Source organism: Virgisporangium aurantiacum, from assembly GCF_016863635.1.
In the GTDB taxonomy this organism is placed as follows: Bacteria; Actinomycetota; Actinomycetes; order Mycobacteriales; family Micromonosporaceae; genus Virgisporangium; species Virgisporangium aurantiacum.
In genome coordinates, this window is the sequence record NZ_BOPG01000071.1 from 40,685 (window position 1) to 63,038 (window position 22,354).

Genomic DNA, 22,354 nt, shown 5'->3' on the forward strand with positions numbered 1-22,354 from the left:
GGGCTTGCCGCCTGGAGGGCGAGGCTGAGCATGGCGGGCATGGAGCAGCAGGCCGAGGCGTGGACCACCACCATGCGGGCCGAGCAGGCATCGATGGACATTGGTGCCGAACTCGGTCCGTCGGATCCGACCGCCTACACGGCCCGCAAGCCGATCCCGGAACCGTCGCCGGTCGACCGGCACGGTCCCGCGCGCATCATCGCGATGGCGAACCAGAAGGGTGGCGTCGGCAAGACGACGTCCACCATCAATCTCGGCGCGGCGCTGGCCGAGTACGGCCGGCGCGTGCTGGTGGTCGACTTCGACCCGCAGGGTGCGCTGTCGGTGGGTCTGGGTGTCAACCCGCACAACATGGACCTGTCCATCTACAACCTGCTGATGGACGGCGACGTCGGCATCGACGACATCCTCATCAAGACCGACATGGCCGGCCTGCACCTCCTGCCGGCGAACATCGACCTGTCGGCGGCCGAGATCCAGCTGGTCAACGAGGTCGCGCGGGAGATGGCGCTGGCCCGGGTGCTGCGCCCGGTGCTGCGCGAGTACGACTACATCCTCATCGACTGCCAGCCGTCGCTGGGCCTGCTCGCGATCAACGCGCTCACCGTCGCGCACGGCGTGATGATCCCCCTGGAGTGTGAGTTCTTCAGCCTCCGCGGGGTCGCCCTGCTGCTCGACACGATCGACAAGGTGCGCGAGCGGCTCAACTTCGACCTCGAGCTCGAGGGCATCCTCGCCACGATGTACGACTCCCGGACCACCCACTGCCGGCAGGTGCTGCAGCGGGTCGTGGAGGCGTTCGGCGACAAGGTGTACCAGACGGTGATCACGAAGACCGTCAAGTTCCCCGAGTCGACGGTGGCGGGCGCGCCGATCACCACGCTCGATCCGGCGTCGTCCGGCGCCCGCAACTACCGTCAGCTGGCTCGTGAGGTCATCGCCGCCCACGACGAACGTCTCGCTCGTTAGACCGTTCATGCTGTGGGCTCTCGCACAGCCCGCGGCGATGGCGGGGCTGATAGGCGCGTTCGCCATCGGGGTCGGCCTCCGCGCGGCGGTCGCGCGCATTTTCGGGGTTTCCGGTGACGGCATGAGCACGCGTCTCGACCCGCTCGGCGTCGTGGCGGCGTGCTTCAGCGGCACGGGGTGGGGCAGTCCCGGTGCCGCTCCGGCCAGTCGTCGCGAGTGGTGGGCGATCGCCGCCGGCCCGGTCGCGGCGCTGGTCGCCAGCCAGCTGGCGTTCGTCGCCTATCGCCGGGCCTACCCCGACATGGGCCTGCCGCTGCGCCTCTACCGCCCGTCCGACGTGCTGCACGGTGCGGTCGCGCCGACGCACGCGGCGCAGCTCATGCTGTCGGTGGCGGTCGGGCTGCTGTGCTTCGGGCTGCTCGCGCTGCTGCCCGTCCCCCCGTTCGACGGTTACCGGCTGATCACCGTGCCCACCCCCGACGGCCCGGCCGCGTGGGAGCGGCTGGCCGCGCTGGTGGCGTTCGTGCTGCTGGTGGTGCCGGTCGCCGGGCGTCCGCCACTGCTCATGGCGCTCGATACGGTGGCCGGGCCGCTGGTGCGGGTGTGGGCGTGAGTTACCGTTCTGCGGTGGCAGAGCCTGGGTCGGGTACCGCCTCGGGGCCGGAACCCGAGGCGGTCGTCGCGCCCGGTTTCCACGTCAAGCTGGTCAACTTCGAGGGCCCGTTCGACCTGCTGCTGCAGCTGATCGCCAAGCACAAGCTCGACGTCACCGAGCTGGCCCTGCACCGCGTCACCGACGATTTCATCGTCTACATCCGGGCCATGGGCAAGGACTGGGACCTCGACGAGGCCAGCGAATTCCTGCTCATCGCCGCGACGCTGCTCGACCTGAAGGCGGCCCGGCTGCTGCCGTCGGCGTCGGTGGAGGACGAGGAGGACCTGGCCCTCCTGGAGGCCCGCGACCTGCTGTTCGCCCGGCTGCTGCAGTACCGGGCGTTCAAGGAAGCGGCGGCGTTCCTCCAGAAGATGGAGGCGGCCGCGTCCCGCCGTTATCCCCGCTCGGTGCAGATGGAGGCGCAGTTCGCCGACCTCCTGCCCGAGCTGATCCTCGGCATCGGCGCCGAACGCCTGGCCGCCCTGGCCGTGAAGGCCATGACCCCCCGACCCGAGCCGACCGTGTCGATCAGCCACGTGCACGACGTCAAGGTCAGCGTGCGCGAACACGCCAACCTCCTGCGGGAACGCCTGTTGCAGATGAGAACCGCGACCTTCAGAGTGCTGTGTGCCGACTGCGCGAATACGCTGGAGGTGGTTGCGCGGTTCCTGGCGCTGCTCGAGTTGTACCGCGAGGGCCTGGTCGGTTTCGATCAGGTACAAGCCCTGGGCGAGCTGACCATCCGCTGGACCGCCGGCGACGCCGACGGCACCACCCTGAAGGTCGACGAATACGCCGGCACCACCGACCCGCCCCCCAAGCCCACCGCCGACCCTGGACTCCCGGACACGCCATAGCGTGGACAGAATTCCAAGATCGCCCGAGAGACAGGTATCCCCCGTGACGCGTGACGAGTCGCTTGCCGAGCAGGCGGCAGCGTGGGTGCCACCATGGTCCCGCTCCGAAGAGCAACAGCCCGTGCCCGAGCAGGCCGAGGAGCAGCCCGCAGCGGAGCAGCCCGTGGCCGAGGAGTTGGCGGCCGAGGAGCTGGCGGCCGAGCCCGTGGCCGAGCAGCCCGAGGAGCAGTCCGCGGCGGAGCAGCCGGTGGCGGAACAGCCCGCGGCGGTCGAGCCCACGGAGCAGCTGGCGGCGGAAGAACCTGCGGCGGGGCAGCCTGCGGAAGTGCCCGCGGCGGAAGAGGCTGCGGAGCGGTCGGCGGCGGAGCGGTCCGTGGAGGCGCCGGTGGCCGAGGCAGATTGGGAATGGGACGATTCCGATACGTCCGACACTCTGGATATCGCCGCCCACCTGGAGCCGACCGAGCCGGCGGTCGCGGCCGAGCCAGCCGTAGCGGTCGAGGTGGGGGCGATTCTCGAGCCGGAGCCGGCGTTTCCGGGGGAGCCGCTGGAACCCGTCGAGCCGTTCGAGCCGGTGGAACCGCTGCCGCCGATGGAGCCGATGGTCCCGGCCGAGCCGGTCGAGCCGTTGGTGCCCGACGAGCCGGTCGAGCCGCTCCTGCCCGACGGATCTGCGCTGGCCGGAGAGCGGGCAGACGCGTCTTCGATTGAAGCCGCAACCGAAGCCCAGCTGGCAGCGGTCCCGTCAGCGGAACTGAAAGGCGCCCTCGAAGCTATTTTGCTGGTCGTCGACGAGCCGGTCGGCGAGATCATGTTGGCGCAGATCATCGAGCAGCCGACCGAGCGGATCGCGGCGATGCTGGCCGAGCTGGCCGCCGAGTACGACCGGGAGCAGCGGGGGTTCGAGCTGCGGTCGGTCGCGGGTGGGTGGCGGTTCTACACGCGCACGGCGTACGCACCCTACGTGGAGCGGTTCGTGCTCGACGGGCAGCAGGTGCGGCTCACGCAGGCGGCGCTGGAGACGTTGGCGGTGATCGCGTACAAGCAGCCCGTGGCGCGGTCGCGGATTTCGGCGATCCGGGGGGTGAACTGCGACGGGGTGGTGCGCACGCTGCTGTCGCGGGGGCTCATCGAGGAGTGTGGCAGTGAGCCCGACAGCGGGGCGCACCTGTACCGTACGACGACGCTGTTCCTGGAGAAGTTGGGGCTGAACTCGGTCGACGAGTTGCCGCCGCTGGCTCCGTTCCTGCCAGACGACGTGGAGGCCCTCGCCGATGCAACCTGACGGTGCCCAGCGCCTGCAGAAGATTCTCTCGGCGTCGGGGGTCGCGTCGCGGCGGGCGGCGGAGGAGTTGATCGCCGCGGGGCGGGTCACGGTGGACGGGCGGCGGGCCGAACTCGGCGACCGGGCCGACCCGGCCACGGTGGAGATCCACGTCGACGGCGAGCGGATCGTCACCGACAAGTCGCGGGTGTACCTGGCGATCAACAAGCCGCGCGGTGTGGTGTCGACGATGGACGACGAGCGCGGCCGTGCGGCGTTGGCCGACTTCCTGCCACCGGGTACGCGGCGGGTCTACCACGTGGGGCGGCTCGACGCCGACAGCGAGGGCCTGCTGCTGCTCACCAACGACGGTGATCTGGCGCACAAGTTGATGCACCCGGCGTACGAGGTGAAGAAGACGTACCTGTGTCACGTGCAGGGTCCGATCCCGCGCGGGCTCGGGCGTCAGTTGCGCGAGGGGATCGAGCTGGAGGACGGGCCGGCGTCGGCGGACTCGTTCCGGATCGTCGACGCCGAGGGCCGCAACGTGCTGGTCGAGATCGTGGTGCACGAGGGGCGCAAGCACATCGTGCGGCGGATGATGGCCGAGGTCGGGCACCCGGTGAGCCGGCTCATCCGGGTCGCGGTCGGGCCGGTGAAACTCGGCGATCTGAAGGCCGGGCGCACCCGGCGGCTCAGCCCGTCGGAGGTCGCCGGGCTGTTCAGGTTGGTGGAGTCCGCCTGACTACCGCTCTCCGGTGACGGGTACTGTCTTTGAGGACTTCTGGCGAGTGGAGGGCTGATGAACGGCGGCTGTGTGGTCGCGGTGGACGGCCCTTCCGGGTCGGGCAAGTCGACGGTGTCGCGGCGGTTGGCGGTGGCGCTGAGCGCCCGCTATCTCGACACCGGCGCGATGTACCGGGCGGTCACCTGGGCCGTGCTGCGGGCGGGCGTCGACCCGTCCGACGCGGCCGCGGTTGCCGCGGTGTGCGCCCGGGTCTCGCTCGACGTCGGTACCGACCCGCAGGCGCCGCACATCCGCGTCGACGGGGTGCCGGTCGACGGGCCGATCCGTGGCGTCGACGTCACGGCCGCGGTGTCGGCGGTCGCGGCGGTTCCGGCGGTGCGCGCAGCGCTGGTCGCGCTGCAGCGCAAGATCATCGTGGCCGCGGACCGCATCGTCGTCGAGGGGCGTGACATCGGGACGGTCGTGGCGCCCGACGCCGATCTCAAGGTGTACCTGACGGCGTCGGTCGACGAACGGGCCCGGCGGCGCAGCGGCGAGAACATGGTCGACGTCGACACGACGGCCGCCGATCTGCGTCGCCGCGACCAGTTCGACTCCACGCGGGCCGCCGATCCGCTGCGGCGCGCCACCGACGCCGTCGAACTCGACACCACGCGGCTCGGCATCGACGAGGTGGTGTCGCGACTCCGGGAGCTACTGGGTGTTCGGGCATGACGTCGCCGTCTGATTTTCTCGAAGAGCTCGACGACGACGGCCTTCTGGTACCGGTGGTCGCCGTGGTCGGCCGGCCGAACGTGGGCAAGTCGACGCTGGTCAATCGCATCATCGGACGGCGCCAGGCCGTCGTCGAGGACATTCCCGGTGTGACCCGCGACCGCGTCGCCTACGACGCGCAGTGGTCCGGTCGGCGGTTCACGGTCGTCGACACCGGTGGCTGGGAGCCCGACGCCAAGGACCGGGCCGCGCGCATCGCCGCACAGGCCGAGATCGCCGTGGCCACCGCCGACGTGGTGGTGTTCGTGGTCGACGGCGTGGTCGGGCCGACCGACGTCGACGAGGCGGCCGTGCGGATGCTGCGCCGCGGCGGCAAGCCGGTGCTGCTGGTCGCCAACAAGATCGACAGTTCGCGGCAGGAGCCCGAGGTGGCGGCGCTGTGGTCGCTCGGTCTCGGCGAGCCGTATCCGGTGTCGGCGCTGCACGGCCGGGGCTCGGGTGACCTGCTCGACGCCGTTCTGGCGGCTCTTCCTACTCCCGCGCCGGTGGAGGACTTCTCCGACAAGCCGCGCGGGCCGCGCCGGGTGGCGCTGGTCGGCCGGCCGAACGTCGGCAAGTCCAGCCTGCTGAACAAGCTGGCGGGGGAGGAGCGGGCGCTCGTCGACCCGGTGGCCGGTACCACCGTCGACCCCGTCGACTCGCTGGTGCAGATCGGCGGCGAGGAGTGGCTGCTCGTCGACACGGCCGGGCTGCGCAAGCGGGTCGGGCAGGCCAGCGGCACCGAGTACTACGCCAGCCTGCGCACCGCGGCCGCCATCGACGCGGCCGAGGTGGCGATCCTCCTGCTCGACTCGGCCGAGCCGATCAGCGAGCAGGACACCCGGATCCTGTCGATGGTCGTCGACGCCGGCCGGGCCCTGGTGCTGGCGTTCAACAAGTGGGACCTGGTCGACGAGGACCGCCGCCTCCGCATGACCCGCGAGATCGAGCGGGAGTTGCGGCGGGTGCCGTGGGCGTTGCGCGTCAACGTGTCCGCGCGGACGGGTCGTTCGGTCGACAAGCTGGCCCCGGCTCTGCGGTTGGCGTTGGCGAACTGGGAACGCCGGGTGCCGACCGGCCAGCTCAACAGCTGGTTGACCGCGCTGGTGCAGGCGACGCCGCACCCGATCCGCAGCGGCAAGGCGCCCCGGGTGCTGTTCGCGACCCAGGCCGGCACGTCGCCGCCGAAGTTCGTGCTCTTCACGACCGGTCCGCTCGACCCCGGGTACGTCAGGTTCATCGAACGCAAGCTCCGCGAGGAGTTCGACTTCGAGGGAACGCCGGTTCACGTGACCGTGAAACCGCGTCAGAAACGTTCTCGCTAAGCGTTTCTGCAGGTCATTCCGCTGCCCGTACGTTAGCGTACGGAAACATGAACGCTCGTCTTTCCGTGGAGTCCTGGGCGGCCGCCGCGCTCGACGCGCTGATCGACGGCGGGGTGCCGGCGGTGGCGGTCGAGCCGCTGGCTGTTCGCCTGGGTGCCACCAAGGGCAGCTTCTACTGGCACTTCAGCAACCGTGACGCCCTGCTGGCGGCGGCGCTCGAGCTGTGGGAGAAGCGCTACAACGAATCGATCGAGGTTGCTGACCAGGTGGCTGAGCCGGCCCGGCGGCTGGCCTTCCTGTTCGCCGACGTGATGTCGGGCAGCACCGACGAGGTCAACCTGCTCGCGGCGGCGGACCATCCGCTGGTGGGCCCGGTGGTGCGACGGGTGGCCGCCCGCCGGACCGACTACCTGATCGACCTGTTCCGTCAGATGGGCTACTCGTTGGGCGAGGCGCGGCGGCGAGGGCTGCTGGCGCATCAGGTGTATATCGGGTATATCGAGATGTCCCGGCGGCTGCCGGAGTTGTTGCCGAGCGGCGTGGCGTCGGAGCGGCATTACGTCGAGACGGTGCACGCCATGCTGACCGGCCCTGTCACGGTCGACTGATCCCGTACGCCCTGGTCTTTCATCCTAGCCTCCTAGGATGCGGAGGCGGGGTGAGGCCGTGCCACGCGCGCCCGCCCCTCGAGCGTCGATCTTGCAGTTGTGGTGGGCTACAAACATGGGCAAATGCGGGCGAAAAAGGCGCCACAACTGCAAGATCGACGCCAGAGAACCGCCGGCGGTTCTCGATCTTGCAGTTGTGCCCGCCTTTTCGCCGGAATTCGCCCGTTTTTCGGCGAGCACAACTGCAAGATCAGCGACGATGGGTCCGCTGTGGACCACCACCTGAGTGGTTTGGGGTCGCATGATTTGTGGATCTTGGACTGCGCGAGGTGCCATGGCCCCTTCAGGAGTCCAAGATTCACAAATGGGAGCTCCTACGGGAGGACCTCGCGGAGTTTGTTCGCGAACGCCTCGGGCTGGCCGGTCATGCCGTACTCGCCACCGAGGAAGCCGCCGTGGTTGCTGGGGAAGACCACGGCCTCGGTGCCCAGCCGTTCGGCGACGGCCAGGCCGCCGCGGTGGGCCATCTCGCCCACCGACTCCGCGCCGACGCCGAGGACGATGCGGGTCGACGCCGCGCGCAGGGCGTCGAAGTCGGGCTCGTAGTGGGTGCAGGTCAGCAGGTTCTGCCCGAGGAGCGCGTCGTCGCGGGAGCCGTCGTCGTCGGCGGACATGCCGAACTGGGCGGGGTCGGGCATCGGGAGGTCGGCGAAGTTGGCCGGGACCTCGCCCTTCAGGCCCACCGCGGTGATGAACTTGACCATCCCCGGCCCGGCGCCGGACTCCTCGTACGTGCGGCGGATGTCGAGCACCGCGGCCAGTGCCTGCTCGCGGTCGGGCAGGACGGTCAGGGCCGGGGGCTCATGTGCCACGAGCGTCCGCACCTGCTCGGGGTAGCGGGCCACCAGCGCGAGGGCGTTGATCGCGCCGCCGCTGCTGGCGAAGATGTCGACCGGGCCGGTGCCGAGGGCGTCGATCAGCCGGTGCAGGTCGTCGGCGTGCAGGTCGGGGGTCGACTCGGTGGCGCCGTCGGTGCGGGTGCTCCGGGCGATGCCGCGCGGGTCGTACGTCACGACGGTCCGGTCGGTGAAGTGCTTGGCGAGCGTGGCGAAGCCGGTGGCGTCCATCGGCGAACCGATCAGCAGCAGAACGGGGTGGTCGCCGCCGTCGGCGGAGAAGACGTCGTAGTGCAGGACGGCGCCGGGGACCTCGAGGGTATGGCTCATGCGGTGGCTCCTTCACGGGTCAGTTACCGGTAGGACCGGCCGACGTGGGCGAACTCATCGCCCGTCCGCAAAAATAATGCGCGCCGGCCCGGCCCGGTGGTGCATTGACGGGCGCGCATAGCCTTGCCGGCATGCCGTTGACCCGTCGAAGTGTCCTGTTCGGTTCGGCCACCGCCGCGTTCGGGCTGGCCACGGGCTCCTGCAGCCTGATCGACTCCGGCGGTGGCACCAGCGGCGAACTGCCCAGCACCAAGGACGTCCGGGGCGCCCTGGAGAAGCTGGCGAAGGAGACCGGTCGGGAGACGTTCCAGTCGGTGTCCGTCAACTCCAAGGAGTTCCACGACGTCGACCTGGACGCCGAACTCCTGATGGACGACGGCGGCGTGCAGAACTACGAGTACGACGGGTCGTGGAAGAAAAAGAAGTACGACGAGAAGACGATCCTCACCTCGCCGGCCTCGGTCGGGATCGCCGGCCTGCCGCTCGACCGGCTCGCCGCCTACGCCGGCAAGGCGGGAGCGACGGTCGACACGCTCGCCTTCCGGGTCGACTACGTCGGGAAGCTGCACGTGGAGGCGTGGGCGAAGTCGGACTGGGTGGGGCTCAAGGCGGACGCGTCCGGCCCGGTGCCCGAACTCCACCATGACGACGTCGCCGGCGTGAAGGCCGCCATCGCGGAAATGGTGGCCGTTTACGGGACCCGCGCGGAGCGGGTCGGTTCGTTCAACGAGTTCGTGCACATGGACGCCGACGTCGACGGCTGCCAGGCGGGCGTGCGCATCATCCGTTACCCGCGGATCGCGGCGAAGGCGACGATCACCCAGGAGTCGCGGTACGACCCGGCCCTCCTGTTCGACCCGAGCAACTTCGACCCGACGGTGGCCGTCACCCGCAAGGGGACCATCGCGAAGGAGGCCGGCGTCGAGGGGACGGTGTGGGACTGGGAGTACCGTCGCCCACCGCAGGGCGGCGCCCCGCTCGTCTCGTTCGGCATCGGCCCGAAGGGCCCCAGCGTCCGCGTCTGGCTCGATGCCGACGGCGGGGTCGCCGCCGTGGTCAACGGCGAGTGCGCCGCGGGCAGCGGCTGGTGCCCGAAGTAAAACCACAGACCGACGCAACCGATCGCGCTTCCCGCGGGTCCACCGGATATGAGGGCCATCCTCGCGGCGTTCGTCGTGGCCGGCGTGGTCGCGGCCGGCACGGCCGCGTGCACACGATCAGATGAGACGCGCGCAGGGGCGCCGCCCAGCCACGAGGTGGGCGGTGGCCCGGTCGGCGCTTCGCGCCAGACGCCCGCCGAAGCCGACGCCACGTTGGCCAGCCTGCGCCGCCTGCCCGGCACCACCGACGTCTACGCGATGACCTACACCGGCGACTACGACGACCTCGCCGGCGTGGTGACGCCACCGTCGGCGTCACCGTTCGGGTGTTCGCTCTTCTACGCCTCCGGCGACGCCGCCCGTCCCGTGTACGCGCGGAACTTCGACTGGGACCCGAACCCCGCGCTGGTGCTGCACACCGACCCGCCCGACGGCCACGCCTCGGTGTCCATCGTGGACATCTCCTACCTCGGCCTGCCGGCGGGCGTCGACCCGCTCACCGACGCGGCCGCCCGCCGCAAGCTCCTCGACTCGCCGCTGCTGCCGTTCGACGGCATGAACGCCAAGGGCCTCGTCGTCGGGCTGGCCGCCGACGACTCCGCCCGCGCGGCCCGGGATCCCGGCCGGCCCACCGTCGGCAGCGTGCGCATCCTGCGGCTGATGCTCGACCGCGCGGCCACCGTCGACGAGGCGCTCGCCCTCCTCGACCGGTTCAACCTCGACTTCGACGGCGGCCCGCCGCTGCACTACCTGATCGCCGACGCGTCCGGTGCCTCGGCCGTGGTCGAGTTCGTCGACGGCCGGCTCGTGGTGACGCGCGGCGGCCCGCCGTGGCAGGCGCTGACGAACTTCCGCCTCGCCGGCTCGGGCGACGCCGTCCGGAAGGCCGACCGTCGCTACGCCACCATCGGGGCCACCCTCGACCGGCAATCCGGCCGGCTCGACTGGCGGCAGTCGCTGGAACTGCTGCGGTCGGTGGCCCAGCCGCACACCCAGTGGTCGGTGACCTACGAACCGCGCGGCGGCGCCGTCCACGTGGTCACCCGCCAGAACTGGGCGGCGGTACACGACTTCACGCTGGCTCAGGTCGGATAGACGCGGAACTCCGACACCTGGCCGGCCGGCCAGCCGGTGTTGGCGGTGAACGTCAGCCGCAGGTACCGCGCGGCGGTGGCCGGGTACGTGATCGTCACCGTGTTGCCGGTCGCCGGGTTGAACGTGTACCCGGCCGGGCCGACCACCGTGCTGAACGCCGAGCCGGTGGTGCTGCCGCTCACCGACAGCGTCTGCGTGCGGGTGCCCCACGCCGACGCCGGCGGCAGCGTCAGCACGATCCGGCGGGTGTCCACTGTGGACCCGAGGTCGACCTGGATCCATTGCGGGAACGCGTTGTTGGCGCTCTCCCAGTAGGTGTTCGGGTTGCCGTCGACGGCGTTGCCGCTGCCGTAGACCTGCGTGTGGCTGCTCTCCGCGGTCGGGCGTCCCTGTGCCAGGTTGGTGTTCGGCGTACCGGCGGTCGTCGCCGTCACCTGGTTGGAGCCGGCCGAGGCGTTGCCCGCCGCGTCGAACGCCGCCACGGAGAACGTGTGCGCCGTGGCCGGCGCGAGGCCGGTCACCGTGAACGCGAGCGTGCCCGTGGTGCCGACGACGGTGCTCGTCGCGCCGGTGATCCGCGCGATCCGGTAGCCGGCGACGGCCGTGTTGTCGGTCGAGGCGTTCCACGCCAGGGCGACGGTCGTGTCGGTGACCCCGGTGACCCGCAGGTTGCCCGGCACCGTCGGCGGTGACGTGTCGCCGTTGCTCACAACCGTTGGGGTGAAACGCGTCGGGGTCAGCGCGACCTGTCCCTTGAGCATGCGGCCGCCGTCGTTCGTGAGGCGGAGGTAGTAGTCGGCGGAGCACGGCGTGCCGTCCTCGTCGAGGGCGCGCATGCCGGAATTCGTGGGCTGGAACGCCGCGCTCTCCGCCGTCTTCGCGATCTGGTTGCCCTCGTTGAACTCGTCGAACATCGAGATGTAGACGCTCTGCACGCCGGCCCGCGTGTGGTTGTAGAACTGGCGCCACATCAGGTCGCCGTGCCGGCGGTGCCCGGCGGCGAGGTCGCCGGGAATGACGCACGGCTGGTAGTCGATGCCGCGGGCGTTCAGATCGGCGAGGTCCGGGAGCACGCGGTTCTGGTAGAACCAGTCGGCGCCGTTGTTGTCGCTGATCCGGCCGACCATCCACGGCGAGATCATGTGGAACGCACGGTAGACGTTCTCGAATCCGGGGCGCGAGTCGTCGGTGCCCAGGCGCCAGTGCGTCGGCACGCCGCCGATCACGTAGCAGCCCTGTGCCTTGAACCAGTTGATGACGTCGAGGCACGCGGCCGGCGCGAACGGGCGCCCGTCGTCGTTGAAGCCGAAGCCCCAGATGCACACCACCGGCAGGCCGTTCTGCCGCGCGTACGCCGGCGACGACGTGTACGCCGACATCTTCGTGGTCCAGTCGGTCTTCGTCTCCGACTGCATGTTCGTCCAGTTGGTGACGTCGTACATGATGTAGAACTTCCGGCCGGTCGCCTCGGCGGCCTGGCGCACCTTCGCGGTCATCGCGTCGCGCGTCGGTCCCTCACCACCGAACGGGTTGAACCGTTGCAGCGCCGCGGTGTCGCAGCCGTTCTGCTGCATCCAGCGGAAGTGCGTGTCGACGGTCTGCTGGTCGTAGGAGGAGAACAGCGTCGCCGGCTGGCCGTTGCCGAGGTTGGCGAAGTTGGTGCGGTAGCCGCGGGTGAAGTCGCGCATGTCGGGCCAGCAGGTGATCGAGCAGGCGCCGGGCGCCGGCGACTGGGACCAGTTCGGGCTGTAGTGCCACCAGCCGTTGATCGGCGCGCCGTCGCCGACGCAGGCGAACCAGCCCTGGTAGCCGACGGTGACCTTGCCGACGATGTCACCGGGCGGGCTGGCGGCGGTCGCGTTCGACGGGGCCGCGGTGGCCCCCGACGGGTCGGCGGTGGCCTCCGACGGGACCGCGAGCGCCGAAGCGGCGGCGGCGGTGAGACCTGAGGCGACGACTGAGCGGCGGGAAACTCCCATGGGAACTCCTCGGGCGGGGGTAACGGGCGGGCGGGCCCGTGAACAGATGCTCGCAGCATAGTGGAATTCTTCGATGTATCGCTGCAAAATCTCGACTATCTCGCGTCGACCGGTCACCCACGTGATGGGCTGCCACATCGAGATGCGCCGCGCCTTCGGCGGCGAACAGGCGGGGTGGGGGAGCGGCATCCGCAGCGGTGTCGCCGGCCTCGGGCCGCGTCCCAGCTGATCTTGCCCTTCTCAACGTATACCGGACCCCGGGGCTTGCGGCAAGATCCGGGTGGTGCCGCAGAATCGTCCACCTGTGCCTAGTGGTGGGGGATTGTCAGTGACAGACGTCGATGTCGTTGTCGTGGGTGCCGGTCCGGCGGGGCTGATGCTGGCCGGCGAGCTGCGCCTGGCCGGCGTGCGGGTGCTGGTGCTGGAGCGGTACCCGGAGCAGCGGAAGACCCCGAAGGCCGGCGGTCTCGGCGGGCAGATCCTGGATCTGTTGCGGTACCGGGGGATTCTCGACCGGCTCGCGGCGGTGTGCGGACCCGAGCCGGCGCCCCGGTTCCCGTTCGGCGGCGTGCATCTCGACCTCACCGGTCTGGCGGATCCGCCGATGCGGTCGCTGCCGTTGGGGCAGGCGGACCTCGAACGGGTGCTGGCCGACCGTGCGGGCGAGCTCGGCGCCGGGATCCGGCGCGGGCACGAGGTCGTCAGCCTCGATCATGACGACGACTCGGTGACCGTCGAGGTGCGCGGACCCGACGGCGCGTACTCCGCCACCGCCCGGTACCTGGTGGGGTGCGACGGCGCGCGCAGCCGGGTCCGCGACCTGGCCGGGATCGCGTTTCCCGGCACCACGTATCCGGAGGTCCACCGGTACGTGCGGGTGACGGTGCCCGATTCGCTGACCCGGCTCGACAACGACGACCTGGACGTGCCCGGGCTGGGCCGGATCCGGGCCGGCGAGTTCGTCCGGACCGGACGCGGCGTCTTCGGGTACGGCGCAAGCCCCGACTCCCTGTTCCTCTACACGAACGAGGACGAGACGTCCGACTACGACGACGACGTGCCGATGACGCTGGCCGAGTTCGGTGCGAGCGTCCGGCGCGTGCTCGGCGCGGACCTGCCGATGGGCGAGCCGTTGCGGTTGTCGCGGTTCACGTTCCAGGCCCGGCAGGCCGAGCGTTACCGCGCCGGCCGGATCCTGCTCGCCGGCGACGCCGCGCACCTGTTCCCCGCGACCGGGGTGGCGATCAACGCCGGAATGCTCGACACGGTGAATCTCGCGTGGAAACTGGCCGCCGTGGTGGACGGTTGGGCGCCGGTGGGTCTGCTCGACACCTACCACGACGAACGCCACCTCGCCGGTCGCCGCACGCTGCTGCACACGCAGGCACAGGTGGCCCTGCGCCGCGGCCAGGACGCCGCCGCCGACGCCCTCCGCGACGTGTTCACGGAACTCCTCACCGACGAGCAACCCGCCCGGCGGCTGGGATCGCTGCTCGCCGCCGCCGACATCCGTTACCCGATGCCGGGCTCCGACCGGCACCCGTCGGTGGGCACGTTCGTGCCGGATCTCCCGGTGGACCTGGCGAACGGCCGGCCCGTGCTGCTGGACCTGGCCGGCCGCGAGGACCTCCGCACGGCCGCCGACGGCTGGCGGCACCGGGTGGACGTCCGCACCGTGGACGCTTCCCTGTCCGCCGACGCCGTTCTGCTCCGTCCGGACGGCTACATCGCCTGGGCCGCACCGGTCGGCGAGCCCACCGACACTGCCGTGGCCGGTCTGCACGAGGCGCTCTCCGCGTGGTTCGGCGTCGGGGCTTCGGCGGCCCGCCCGGGCGGGTTTGCCGCCGCGATATAGGTTCGCCACCTATGAGCGGGATCGAGCTGTACGAGCGCGCCGTCAGCGCACGGGACGCGGGGCGGTGGGACGAGGCGGCGGACCTGTTCGAGCGGGCGTTCGACGCGGGGCACGCCGTCGCCGGGTTGGACCTGGCGCTCGGGCTGTCCGCGCACCGCGACCACGCGTCGGCCGAGGTGTGGTGCCGGCGGGCGGCCGACAGCGGCGTCGCCGCCGCGGCGTTCGAGGTCGGGTGCATCGAGCAGCGGCGCGGTGACCTCGACGCGGCCGAGCGGTGGCACCGCCAGGCCGCCGACGGTGGCGACGCGAGCGGCATGCTCAACCTCGGCGCCCTGCTCGAGAAGCGCGGGGATACCACCGACGCCATGGACCTCTATCGGCGGGCGTGGGACCTCGGCGCCCACGAGGGGGCGTTCAATCTCGGCCGGATGATCGAGGACGAGGGGCGGGGTGACGCGGAACAGGCCGCCGAGTGGTACGAGCGCGCCGCCGAGCGGGGCAACGGCGCCGCCTTCTACAACCTCGGGTTCATCCGTGGTGACCAGGGTGACCCGGACGCCCAGATCCGGTGCTGGCGGCGGGCCGCGGACCTCGGTCACCGCCACGCCGCCCCTGCCCTCGCCCACGCCTTCCACCAACAAGGCGACCGGGCGCGGGCCCGGTTCTGGCGGTTCCTCCCGACCGGCCTGGGCGCCTACAGCGCGGAGTTCGAGGCGTTCGCGGGAGGGGTCGCCGTGGCGGCGATCTGCCGGCAGTGGGCGCTGGACAAGGAGACCGGCGACGGCTACATCGAGTACGACCTCGACGCCCGCACGTTGACCACGGGTGGCCGCGTCTTCCACGGCATGACCGCGCTGGGCAGCTTCTCGCGGCTGGACGGGTCCTGGCTGTGGACCTGGAACAACGACAACTTCCGCGCGGACCACCCGGCCGTCGCGCCGTTGCGGAGGATCCGCGACTACGGCGTGGAGCATGACATCCCCGAGCTGACGATCGGACGCCTCGACCTGTCGGGCTTCCCGAACCCGGAACAGGCGGCCACCACGATGGTCCTCGTGGCGGCCAGCATTCTCGGCGGCAACGGCGTGAAGGCCTGCGCGGTCGGCGGCGGCGACGGCATGGGCTACTACCACCTCGACGATCCGCGGCTACCGGCCGACGCCTACGACCCGGCGACGACGCCCGAGGCGATCAAGACCGCGGTCGCGGTCTTCGCCCGCGATCAGCGGAAGCTGGTGACCGACTTCATCTCCCGCTACGGCGCCGCGCTCGCCCTCGGCACCGAAGCGATCATGGGCACGTTCCCGGGCGGACACCGCCTCCTCGTCCGGTTCACGCCCGACGGCCGGCGGATCCAGACCATCACCTCGGACCGGGGCAGACCCGACACCGGGTGACGGCGCGTCAGGGGTGCCGGGCCCGGGCCGGTGAAAGGTGGACGCGTTCGCCCTGCACGCCGAAGAGCGTGAGCACTTCCGCGGACCGGCTGCCGGCGCTGCCGATCCAGTGCGGAAGGTGGGTGTCGAATTCGGCGGCTTCGCCGCTGCCGAGGCGGAACTCCTGGTCGCCGAGCACGAAACGGATGGTGCCGTCGAGGACGTAGAACCATTCGTACCCGTCGTGCGTCTGCGGTTTCGTCGTGGCCGCCCGGCCGGCGGGCGGATAGATCACCTTGTACGCCTGGACGCCGCCGGCCCGCCTGGTCAGCGGGATGACCGTCAGCCCGAACCGCCGCACCGGCCGCAGATGGATGCGCGGATCGCCGGTCGGGGGCGCCGCGACCAGGTCGTCGAGGGGGACGCCGTGCGCCCGCGCCAGCGGCAGGAGTTGTTCCAGGGTCGGGCGGAGTTTCCCGTTCTCCAGGCGCGAGAGTGTGCTCGCCGTGAGGCCGGTCTGGGCGGCCAGCTCGCCGAGCGTGGTGCCCCGCGCCCGCCGTAGCGCACGGAGGCGCGGCCCGACGCCGGCGAGAACGGCCGCTTCGCTGTCACCCATGGTCCCATCTTGCGGATCGGCAATTTTTCTTGCAACCGGGGAACAACGGTGGCGATGCTGGCCGCGGAGGTGGCACCCATGGTCACGACAGCGGACATACCGGGCCGGCGCACGAGGCGGCGGGTCAAGGACGTCGGCCCCGCGTGGACCGGCGCCGACGAGGCGGCCACCCTGCGGGGATTCCTCGACTACCTGCGCACCTCGATCGCGGGCAAGGTCGCGGATGTGCCGGAACCGCAGGTCCGCACCGGCGGCGTCCCCTCCGGCACCAATCTCCTCGGCCTGATCAAGCACCTCACCCGGGTGGAACGTTTCTGCTTCCTCGCCGAACCGATCACCAACATGCGCCGCACCATGCAACCCACCCGCCAGGAGACGCTCGACGGCCTGCTCGCCGACTACCGGCGCACGATCGAGCAGGCGAACGACGTCATCGAGACCTGGACGGACCTCACGCTCGACGCCCCCCGCCCACCCGGCCGGAGCCTTCCGCCGTCGCGGAGGTGGGTCCTGGTCCACATGATCGAGGAAACCGCCCGGCATGCCGGCCACGCCGACATCCTCCGCGAACAGATCGACGGATCCACCGGTCGCTGACGCCGCCGTCCGGGGCCCGGCGGGCCGCGAAGACCGGGTATGGACAGCCGCACCCGCCGAGTCCGCCGGCAGACCCTCGACGTCGGTGACCTGCGGGGAGCGCGGCGCGACGCCGTGCGCGCCGCGGTGGGCGGGCTGTGCGCGCGGTCCTTCGCCGGTGAGCGGGGGGCGGAACTGATGGACCTGATGTTCGACACCGACACAGGGATCATCCGGCGCATCCAGCTGTTCCGCGACGCCGCGGATGGCGCGGATCGCGTGGTCGGCTTCGTCTGCGCGCTGCGCCAGGACGTCCGGCTCGACGGCCGGGTGGTGACCGTGTTCCGGGCGGTGGCCGCGATCGAGCCGGAACACCGGCACCGCAACCGCACCGCGCTGTTCGCGCTGCGGGAAGCGGCGCGGCTGCGCCTCCGCCATCCGTGGCGGCCGGCCTACCTGCTCACGCCGATCATCCATCCGTCGAGTTACACGGCCCTGGCCCGGTTCTCCCGACGGCTCTACCCGAGCCCGCGCCGCCCGCACGACCCGGCGCTGGACCGGCTCGTGGTCGCGCTGGCCGACCTGGTGGACCCGTTCGGCCCGGCCCACGGTCCGCTGCTGCGCGAGCGCCGGATCAGCGTGCGCGACGCTCCGGTGCTCGACACGCCGTACGCCCGCTTCTACGTGGCGGTCAACCCGCGCTTCGCCGAGGGGTGCGGCCTGCTCGTGCTCGTCCCGCTGGCCATCACCGACCTGCTGTCGTTCGTGGCCCGGCGGACCATGACGGTCCTGCGGCGGTCCGCTCGGTGAGGACCGCCGGCGGTGGTGTCGAGGCGCTGGAGGTTCACGGCGACGTTGCCGGTCGCTCCGGAGCGGCTATGCGAATCGATTCGAAGCGAATGTAGGGCTCGCAACTCAGAGCTGCAATGGCACGGCGGGTCATCTTGACGGTGGAAATTCCGCGGAGTTACGGTGTGGCCGAATCGATTCGACACTGGGGACGCTCAGAGTGAGGCACTACGTGACGCCTGCCGGCCCGACGTTCTCCATCCAGGACATCCCGTTCAGCCACTCCGGATCCTGGTTCGACATCTCGCCGGTGGTGGCCGAGAAGACGTACGCCGACGACCTGCACCTGGTCTCGCACCAGACCGGCATGCATCCGATCCTGCGGTTCACCCCGTCCGCCGTGACGACGGTGGACGCCACCCCGACGCTGCTGACCTGGCGACACGACACCGGCCGGATCGACCTCGTCTACGAACGGCCCGACACCGTCCGGATCCGCGGTGACCGGCTCGGCCTGCGGATCGCCGCCGCGGGTGACACGCTGACCCCGTTCGGCGGGACGTACCTGTTCCGGGATCCGGTCGACGGCGCGCACGTGTTCACGTCCTACGAAACCGGCCGCCGTTACCGCGTCACCGTGCTTTCCGGTGCCCTGGAACAGACCACCGGCGTCCAGGCCCTCGGCCACGCCGACCGGCACCTGACGCTGGCGGCCGGGCAGCCGTGGGAGGTGGCCGTCGAGGAGTTCGGCACGGCGCGCCGGCCCTACCGCGGCGAGGTGCCGTTCGATCGGCTGCATCGCGAGGTCTCGGGACGGTTCCGGGACTTCGTCGACGCGGTGGCGCCGTGGCGGACCCGGGCGACGCCGGCGGCCGAGTTGGCCGCGTACGTGCTGTGGTCTGCCACCGTCGCCCCGGCGGGGTTCGTCACCCGGCCGGCCGTGCTGATGTCCAAGCACTGGATGGACAAGGTCTGGAGCTGGGACCACTGCTTCAACGCCCTCGCCCTGGCCGCGGGCGACCCCACGCTCGCCTGGCACCAGTTCCAGCTGCCGTTCGACCACCAGGACGACAGCGGCGCGTTGCCGGACTCGATCACGCACTCCGAGGTGCTCTACAACTTCGTCAAACCACCCATCCACGGCTGGGCCTGGCGACAGCTGCGCGACCTCGGCCTACCGGTCTCCGTCTCGCGTGCCGACCTGACCCGGGCCTACCACCGGCTGGCCCGCTGGACCGAGTTCTGGCTGGACGCCCGCCGCGTCCCCGGACATGACCTTCCGCACTACCAGCACGGCAACGACAGCGGCTGGGACAACTCCACCAGCTTCGACGGCGACCGCGTCATCGAAAGCGCCGACCTCGCCGCGTTCCTCGTCATCCAGCTGCGCTGCCTGGCCGACCTCGCCGCCGAACTCGGCGAGCCCGCGGCCCGATGGCTCGACACCGCCGACCGGATCCTCGACGCGATGACCCGCCACCTGTGGGACGGCGAGCGCTTCGGCAGCCGCAGCGCGACCACCGGACAGCGCCGAACGGGTACCAGCCTGCTCGACCTCATGCCGATCGTGCTCGGCACCGCCCTTCCCGGTGCGATCGCGGACGCGCTGGCCCGTGGCATCGAGGAGCACCTGACCACACACGGGCTGGCCACCGAACCGGTCGGCTCGCCGCGCTACGACGCCGACGGGTACTGGCGCGGCCCGATCTGGGCGCCCTCGACCGTCCTGATCGAAGACGGCCTGCGCCGCGCCGGCCACGTACGCCTCGCCGACGACATCAGCCACCGCTTCCGGGCCCTGTGCGAGAAGTTCGGCTTCGCCGAGAACTTCGACGCCGAGACCGGCACCGGGCTGCGCGACCGCGCCTACACCTGGACGGCGAGCAGCTACCTGATCCTCGCCGCCGCGCACGAGCAACGCCGGGCGGCCGGCGCCTGATCGCGCGGCATGCTCAGCGCCGTGGCACCGGACCGGTGCTGGACCGCAACGAGATCGGCGGGCTGTACAACCGGTGCCCCGGCGGGGTCCGGGGCACCGCGATGCCCTCCAGCAGCAGCCGCACCGCCTCGGTGCCCATCTCCACGATCGGCACGTCGGCCGCGGTCAACGCCGGACGGAAGTCCTCGGCCCAGTGCCGCGCCGCGACGCCGGCGATGGAGAAGTCGCGCGGCACCGCGAGACCCGCCGCGTCGAGGGCCCGCTGGATACCCGGCAGCGCGGCCTCGTTGATCGTCGCGATCGCGGTGACGCTCGGGTGCGCGGCCAGCAACTGCTCCACGCACGCCTCGCCGGCTGTCGCGTCGTCGCCGCAACAGACGTCGACACCGGTCAGCCCGCGTTCGGCGACGGCGGCGGCGAAACCGGACCGGGCGCGGTGGCCCGGCCCGTAGCCGGCCGCGACGAGTTCGACGGACCGGTTCACCAGGGCGACGTGGCGGTGTCCGAGGTCGGCCAGGTGGTTGACGCAGCGGCCGATGAGTCCCGCGTAGTCGACGTCGACCCAGGCCATGTCGTGCGGTTCGGCGGTGCGGCCGATGGTGACGAACGGCAGCGGGCTCTGCCGGAGCCGGTCGACCCGCGCGTCCTCCATCCGGATCTCCATCAGGATCACCCCGTCGACCCGGCGCCCCGTGACGATCCGCTCGAACGACCGGTCGTGGTCACCACCCGACGGCGACAGCAGCACGTCGAGATCGGCCCGCGCGGCCGCCTCGACGACGCTGGCGACGAACCCCAGTTGCATGTCGGTCAACCGTTGGCTGGCCGGCGGGATGACCAGGCCCAGCGTGTGCGTGCGTCCGGCCCGCAGGGCCTGGGCGCTGGCGTTCGGCCGGTAGTCCAGTTCGTCGATGACGGCCTGAATCCGCTGCCGCGTGCCCTCCGACACCGCCCGCTTGCCGCTGAGCACGTACGACACCGTGCTGCGGGACACGCCGGCCCGCCGGGCGATCTCCCCGATGTTCATCCCGCTCCCGACGTCGATCGATTCTGCAGGTTACCGAATCGATTCGAAGATCGGTCAGCGGCGGGTCCGTTTCATCGTGTACATCGCGGCGTCCGCCGCGCGCACGACCGCGTCGGGGTCGTCCGCCGGGCCGGCCGCGACGCCCACGCTGGCCCGGATCGTCAGCTCGTGGCCACCGATGACCGCCGGTTCGGCGAAGCTGGCGTCGATCCGCGTGGCGATCTGCCGGGCGACGTCCTCGGTGGTGTCCGGCAACAGCACGGCGAACTCGTCACCGCCGAGCCGGGCGACCGTGTCCCCGGCCCGCGCGCCGGCCCGCAGCCGCTCCGCTACGGCGCACAACAGCGCGTCGCCGACGTGGTGCCCGTGGGTGTCGTTCACCTCCTTGAACCCGTCCAGGTCGATGAGCAGGACGGCGATGTCCGCCGCCGGCGGCCGGCGGTCGGCCGGGTCGCGCGTCCCCTGCCGCCGTTCGAACAGGGACCGGTTGGCCAACCCGGTGAGGGGGTCATGGCTGGCCTCGTGCCGGAGCCGTTCCTGCAACCGGCCGTTGTCGGAGAGCGCCACGATCTGGCGGGTCACCACCAGCGCGGTGGTGAGCACGACGCCGGCCACGACGCCCCACACCCGGGCGTTCACCGTGCCGCCGAGCAGCGCCATGACGAGGAGAACGTGCGCCGCCGCCACGACGGCGTACGGGAGCCGGCTGTACGGGCGGCGGCGTCGGGCGCCGAGCAGGTACGGGTCGGCGCGGAGTTGAAGTTCCTGGACGCGTGGCGCGGCGAGGAGCAGCACGCAGGGGACCAGCCGCGCGGCGAGACTCAGGGCCGGCCGGTTCGAGTCGACCAGTGCCGGTGCGAGCGCCGCGCCCGCGCCGACCATGCCGCCGCTGAGCCCGCCGAGGATGCCGGCCAGGGTCGTGAACGGCGCGTTGCCGCCCAGCGTCAGCTTGATCAGGCTGAACGCGCAGGCGAGCATGAGTCCCACGCTGAGCAGCCGACCACCCAGCCCACCGCTGCCGGCCGAGCCGGAGTCGACGGCCAGGTACCACGCGAACGCGCTCACCCCGGCCATGATCGTGGCGGCGTCCAGGCCGAACCGCAGCCGCTGCCGGCCGGCCAGCCGGGTCGGATGGGTGAGCATCGCGGCCAGGCAGCACAACGCGCCGACCGACAGCAGCGCCGTCTGGACCGGCCCGCCGGCGGTGGACTCGATGACCGGGTGGTGCCAGGTGGCCACCGCCTGCGCGGCGTCCCCGGCCAGGAACGCCAGGCCGGCGACGAGGATGAACCGCCAGAACCGGCCGGTCGAGGACGCCATCGGCAGCCGGCCGAGCCGCCAGCACAGCGCGCAGAAGCCGATGTCGAGCGCCACCTGCACGGACCAGAAGCCGGTCACCTGGAGGGTCACGTCACCGAGATCGAGGGCGTACCAGGCGATCAACGCCAGGCCGAGGACGGCCAGACCGCCCAGCACCGGGTCGCGGCGGAGGACCTGACCGGGCGATGCCGTCCCGGTACGCGCGCCGAGGGCGATCGTCACCGAACTCACCACCATCCTCCGAGACCATGGGCGGGCCCACACATCGCCAGCGAAG

Annotated in this window: 20 protein-coding genes; 15 read left to right on the forward strand and 5 right to left on the reverse strand. The window is 71.4% G+C overall.

Going from position 1 to position 22,354, the window contains the following annotated elements; translation table 11 throughout:
• Positions 1-30: 30 nt before the first annotated feature.
• The 8 genes from Vau01_RS46440 to Vau01_RS46475 are packed head-to-tail and all read left to right on the forward strand — an operon-like array spanning position 31 to position 7,179.
• Entirely contained in the window at positions 31-969 is a 939-nt protein-coding gene (locus tag Vau01_RS46440; RefSeq protein WP_204006951.1) for a ParA family protein, read from the forward strand.
• 37 nt (positions 970-1,006) lie between these two features.
• Entirely contained in the window at positions 1,007-1,582 is a 576-nt protein-coding gene (locus Vau01_RS46445; protein WP_204006953.1) for a hypothetical protein, read from the forward strand.
• A 14-nt stretch (positions 1,583-1,596) separates the two neighbouring features.
• Positions 1,597-2,481: a segregation and condensation protein A gene (locus Vau01_RS46450; protein ID WP_239152418.1), complete on the forward strand. Its 885-nt coding sequence runs from the start codon at positions 1,597-1,599 to the stop codon at positions 2,479-2,481.
• A 43-nt stretch (positions 2,482-2,524) separates the two neighbouring features.
• Positions 2,525-3,766, forward strand: coding sequence for an SMC-Scp complex subunit ScpB (gene scpB / locus Vau01_RS46455; RefSeq protein WP_373320415.1), 1,242 nt, complete (start codon positions 2,525-2,527; stop codon positions 3,764-3,766).
• Positions 3,756-4,490: a pseudouridine synthase gene (locus tag Vau01_RS46460; protein WP_204006957.1), complete on the forward strand. Its 735-nt coding sequence runs from the start codon at positions 3,756-3,758 to the stop codon at positions 4,488-4,490. The genes scpB and Vau01_RS46460 overlap by 11 nt, the downstream gene beginning before the upstream one ends.
• A gap of 57 nt (positions 4,491-4,547) precedes the next feature.
• Positions 4,548-5,207, forward strand: coding sequence for a (d)CMP kinase (gene cmk / locus Vau01_RS46465; protein WP_204006959.1), 660 nt, complete (start codon positions 4,548-4,550; stop codon positions 5,205-5,207).
• On the forward strand, positions 5,204-6,571 hold the full coding sequence (der, locus tag Vau01_RS46470) for a ribosome biogenesis GTPase Der (RefSeq protein WP_204006962.1): 1,368 nt from the start codon (positions 5,204-5,206) through the stop codon (positions 6,569-6,571). The genes cmk and der overlap by 4 nt, the downstream gene beginning before the upstream one ends.
• Positions 6,572-6,618: 47 nt before the next feature.
• Entirely contained in the window at positions 6,619-7,179 is a 561-nt protein-coding gene (locus Vau01_RS46475) for a TetR/AcrR family transcriptional regulator (RefSeq protein WP_204006964.1), read from the forward strand.
• Positions 7,180-7,553: 374 nt separating this feature from the next.
• Here Vau01_RS46475 and Vau01_RS46480 read toward each other — a convergent pair whose 3' ends face one another.
• A complete protein-coding gene (locus tag Vau01_RS46480) occupies positions 7,554-8,405 on the reverse strand; it encodes an alpha/beta fold hydrolase (protein WP_204006966.1) in 852 nt (283 codons plus the stop codon).
• 131 nt (positions 8,406-8,536) lie between these two features.
• On the opposite strand from Vau01_RS46480, the gene Vau01_RS46485 reads away from it, so the two are divergent.
• Both Vau01_RS46485 and Vau01_RS46490 read left to right on the forward strand, forming a co-directional pair.
• Positions 8,537-9,505 carry a hypothetical protein gene (locus Vau01_RS46485; RefSeq protein WP_204006968.1) on the forward strand — a complete coding sequence of 323 codons (969 nt, stop codon included), beginning with the start codon at positions 8,537-8,539 and terminating at the stop codon, positions 9,503-9,505.
• A gap of 48 nt (positions 9,506-9,553) precedes the next feature.
• On the forward strand, positions 9,554-10,600 hold the full coding sequence (locus Vau01_RS46490; protein WP_204006970.1) for a carcinine hydrolase/isopenicillin-N N-acyltransferase family protein: 1,047 nt from the start codon (positions 9,554-9,556) through the stop codon (positions 10,598-10,600).
• Here the strand turns inward: Vau01_RS46490 and Vau01_RS46495 are convergent.
• On the reverse strand, positions 10,588-12,579 hold the full coding sequence (locus Vau01_RS46495; RefSeq protein ID WP_204006972.1) for a glycoside hydrolase family 99 protein: 1,992 nt from the start codon (positions 12,577-12,579) through the stop codon (positions 10,588-10,590). The two genes, Vau01_RS46490 and Vau01_RS46495, sit on opposite strands and share 13 nt — an antisense overlap.
• A gap of 328 nt (positions 12,580-12,907) precedes the next feature.
• Between Vau01_RS46495 and Vau01_RS46500 the strand changes: the two genes are divergently transcribed.
• Both Vau01_RS46500 and Vau01_RS46505 read left to right on the forward strand, forming a co-directional pair.
• Positions 12,908-14,434 carry an FAD-dependent monooxygenase gene (locus tag Vau01_RS46500; protein ID WP_239152420.1) on the forward strand — a complete coding sequence of 509 codons (1,527 nt, stop codon included), beginning with the start codon at positions 12,908-12,910 and terminating at the stop codon, positions 14,432-14,434.
• 11 nt (positions 14,435-14,445) lie between these two features.
• Entirely contained in the window at positions 14,446-15,831 is a 1,386-nt protein-coding gene (locus Vau01_RS46505) for a tetratricopeptide repeat protein (RefSeq protein WP_204006974.1), read from the forward strand.
• A 7-nt stretch (positions 15,832-15,838) separates the two neighbouring features.
• Here Vau01_RS46505 and Vau01_RS46510 read toward each other — a convergent pair whose 3' ends face one another.
• Complete coding sequence (locus Vau01_RS46510) at positions 15,839-16,426, reverse strand: helix-turn-helix domain-containing protein (RefSeq protein WP_204006975.1); 588 nt, start codon at positions 16,424-16,426, stop codon at positions 15,839-15,841.
• A gap of 78 nt (positions 16,427-16,504) precedes the next feature.
• Between Vau01_RS46510 and Vau01_RS46515 the strand changes: the two genes are divergently transcribed.
• The 3 genes from Vau01_RS46515 to Vau01_RS46525 all read left to right on the forward strand — a co-directional run bounded on the left by Vau01_RS46515 (position 16,505) and on the right by Vau01_RS46525 (position 19,730).
• Entirely contained in the window at positions 16,505-17,023 is a 519-nt protein-coding gene (locus Vau01_RS46515) for a DinB family protein (RefSeq protein ID WP_204006977.1), read from the forward strand.
• Between the two features lie 39 nt (positions 17,024-17,062).
• Positions 17,063-17,812 (forward strand): hypothetical protein, encoded by a 750-nt coding sequence (locus Vau01_RS46520; protein WP_204006979.1) that lies wholly within the window; start codon positions 17,063-17,065, stop codon positions 17,810-17,812.
• 199 nt (positions 17,813-18,011) lie between these two features.
• Positions 18,012-19,730 carry an amylo-alpha-1,6-glucosidase gene (locus Vau01_RS46525; protein ID WP_204006980.1) on the forward strand — a complete coding sequence of 573 codons (1,719 nt, stop codon included), beginning with the start codon at positions 18,012-18,014 and terminating at the stop codon, positions 19,728-19,730.
• 13 nt (positions 19,731-19,743) lie between these two features.
• Here Vau01_RS46525 and Vau01_RS46530 read toward each other — a convergent pair whose 3' ends face one another.
• Together Vau01_RS46530 and Vau01_RS46535 are read right to left on the reverse strand one after the other, a co-directional pair.
• Positions 19,744-20,757, reverse strand: coding sequence for a LacI family DNA-binding transcriptional regulator (locus tag Vau01_RS46530; RefSeq protein WP_204006982.1), 1,014 nt, complete (start codon positions 20,755-20,757; stop codon positions 19,744-19,746).
• Between the two features lie 54 nt (positions 20,758-20,811).
• Entirely contained in the window at positions 20,812-22,299 is a 1,488-nt protein-coding gene (locus tag Vau01_RS46535) for a GGDEF domain-containing protein (protein WP_204006984.1), read from the reverse strand.
• Positions 22,300-22,354: the final 55 nt, after the last annotated feature.

Coding starts and splice junctions, on each gene's coding strand:
- Vau01_RS46440 (WP_204006951.1), top strand. CDS start 31: ATGGCGGGCATGGAGCAGCAGGCCGAGGCGTGGACCACCACCATGCGG.
- Vau01_RS46445 (WP_204006953.1), top strand. CDS start 1,007: ATGGCGGGGCTGATAGGCGCGTTCGCCATCGGGGTCGGCCTCCGCGCG.
- Vau01_RS46460 (WP_204006957.1), top strand. CDS start 3,756: ATGCAACCTGACGGTGCCCAGCGCCTGCAGAAGATTCTCTCGGCGTCG.
- cmk (WP_204006959.1), top strand. CDS start 4,548: ATGAACGGCGGCTGTGTGGTCGCGGTGGACGGCCCTTCCGGGTCGGGC.
- der (WP_204006962.1), top strand. CDS start 5,204: ATGACGTCGCCGTCTGATTTTCTCGAAGAGCTCGACGACGACGGCCTT.
- Vau01_RS46475 (WP_204006964.1), top strand. CDS start 6,619: ATGAACGCTCGTCTTTCCGTGGAGTCCTGGGCGGCCGCCGCGCTCGAC.
- Vau01_RS46480 (WP_204006966.1), bottom strand. CDS start 8,405: ATGAGCCATACCCTCGAGGTCCCCGGCGCCGTCCTGCACTACGACGTC.
- Vau01_RS46485 (WP_204006968.1), top strand. CDS start 8,537: ATGCCGTTGACCCGTCGAAGTGTCCTGTTCGGTTCGGCCACCGCCGCG.
- Vau01_RS46490 (WP_204006970.1), top strand. CDS start 9,554: ATGAGGGCCATCCTCGCGGCGTTCGTCGTGGCCGGCGTGGTCGCGGCC.
- Vau01_RS46495 (WP_204006972.1), bottom strand. CDS start 12,579: ATGGGAGTTTCCCGCCGCTCAGTCGTCGCCTCAGGTCTCACCGCCGCC.
- Vau01_RS46505 (WP_204006974.1), top strand. CDS start 14,446: ATGAGCGGGATCGAGCTGTACGAGCGCGCCGTCAGCGCACGGGACGCG.
- Vau01_RS46510 (WP_204006975.1), bottom strand. CDS start 16,426: ATGGGTGACAGCGAAGCGGCCGTTCTCGCCGGCGTCGGGCCGCGCCTC.
- Vau01_RS46515 (WP_204006977.1), top strand. CDS start 16,505: ATGGTCACGACAGCGGACATACCGGGCCGGCGCACGAGGCGGCGGGTC.
- Vau01_RS46520 (WP_204006979.1), top strand. CDS start 17,063: ATGGACAGCCGCACCCGCCGAGTCCGCCGGCAGACCCTCGACGTCGGT.
- Vau01_RS46530 (WP_204006982.1), bottom strand. CDS start 20,757: ATGAACATCGGGGAGATCGCCCGGCGGGCCGGCGTGTCCCGCAGCACG.